The organism is Anaerorhabdus sp., assembly GCF_036637135.1.
GTDB lineage: Bacteria > Bacillota_I > Bacilli_A > Erysipelotrichales > Erysipelotrichaceae > Anaerorhabdus.
This window is the reverse complement of sequence record NZ_JAVWNC010000036.1, coordinates 21,504-22,869: the sequence shown is the minus strand read 5'-3', so window position 1 is coordinate 22,869 and position 1,366 is coordinate 21,504. Positions and strand designations below refer to the sequence as shown.

Here is a 1,366-nt window from a genome sequence, read left to right as displayed (position 1 = left end):
TTAGAGTAGGAGATTGTTTTCATGATGAGCTCCTTCATGTATGAATATATTCTAATATAAACTCCTCGTAAATTGAATATGATTCAAGTTTCTTTCGCTGAACTTTCACGCATATTCCTTGTCTCATGTCCTCTGTTCATCGCTGTATCTTTACTTTAATCGCAGAGAACTTTCCTAAGAGATAAAAAAGATGAATTTTGCATAACTCATCCATTTTACTATTCTATTATTTCATTATGACACTAGAGCTAAACTTCCTAGTTATTGATACTAACTTTATAAATTGGATCATTCCCTATTACCAAAGCTGAATTTCCATTAATTCCTCTAAAACTAATCCCTTCAGTTACACCATCCAATTTAGTAACAATGAATTGATCGTTTTCAAGTGTTAAAAAATATACTTCTCCCTTACTTAATATTAACGTCCCTTCATCCAATATGCAAAAATCATGTATTTCTGGCAATTGAATATCTATCTCTTGATCTTCGTAAAAATATTTTCCCTCTTTGTTAACGATTAGATACTTATTCATCACTGGTATTATTTGTTCATTGTGATCACTACATATTTTCTGTTCTTTTAAGGAATTATCAATATAAGTAATCTTATTAATACAATTTTCCTTGCTTTCATACATGTAAATATCATCATGGTAGCGATATACATTAAGGTATCTTGGTTGATCTAAATTATATAGTTCTACTTTATCTTGATGACTAGGTTCAACAAGAAAATAAAACATACTTTCTTTTTCGACAATCATCGCTAATGTAGTATCAAATTGATTAATACGAGGTACCGAATAAATACTATCGTCTGTTGTTCCACTAAACAAGAGTTCATTATCTATTCGATCCACAATTTCATAACTTAACATGGGTTGTTCCAAATCAAACACACGCACATAATAATCATTATTAAAGCTTATTATCCGACTGGATTCTTTATCAAAATCCAGTTGTACTTCTTCCAACGTATCATTAACAAAGTTATAACTATACAATTTTTTAGTAGTATAGTTGTCATTTTTTTCATGAAGTACATTCAAAAAGAGTTCATCACCTTGTACAATTCCATATTCAATTGAATCATTTTCTTCTACTTGAATTTGAGGTAATGGAAACTGCTCAACTTTATACTTGATTGTTTCTTGTTCTGTTTCTTTGTTTGAACAACTACATAATAAAATAAGCAAAACTATACATAATTTCTTCATTTGATAACTCCTATCGGCCGAATAATACAAATATTTTCCTTAATTCTAATTAACCTAATTATAGCATTTAAAATACATCTTTCTATAACAAGAAAATTAATTTTTTACACAAATCATGAAAGAACCTTTATGAAGCTCCCAAATTC

General features: G+C 28.7%; 1 protein-coding gene. It reads right to left on the bottom strand.

Annotated elements, in window-relative coordinates; all coding sequences use genetic code 11:
* Nucleotides 1-257 precede the first annotated feature (257 nt).
* The gene (locus tag RR643_RS07750; protein ID WP_332482850.1) at nt 258-1,220 is read right to left on the bottom strand and encodes a hypothetical protein; all 963 of its coding nucleotides are present in this window, start codon (nt 1,218-1,220) and stop codon (nt 258-260) included.
* Between the last annotated feature and the right edge of the window lie 146 nt (nt 1,221-1,366).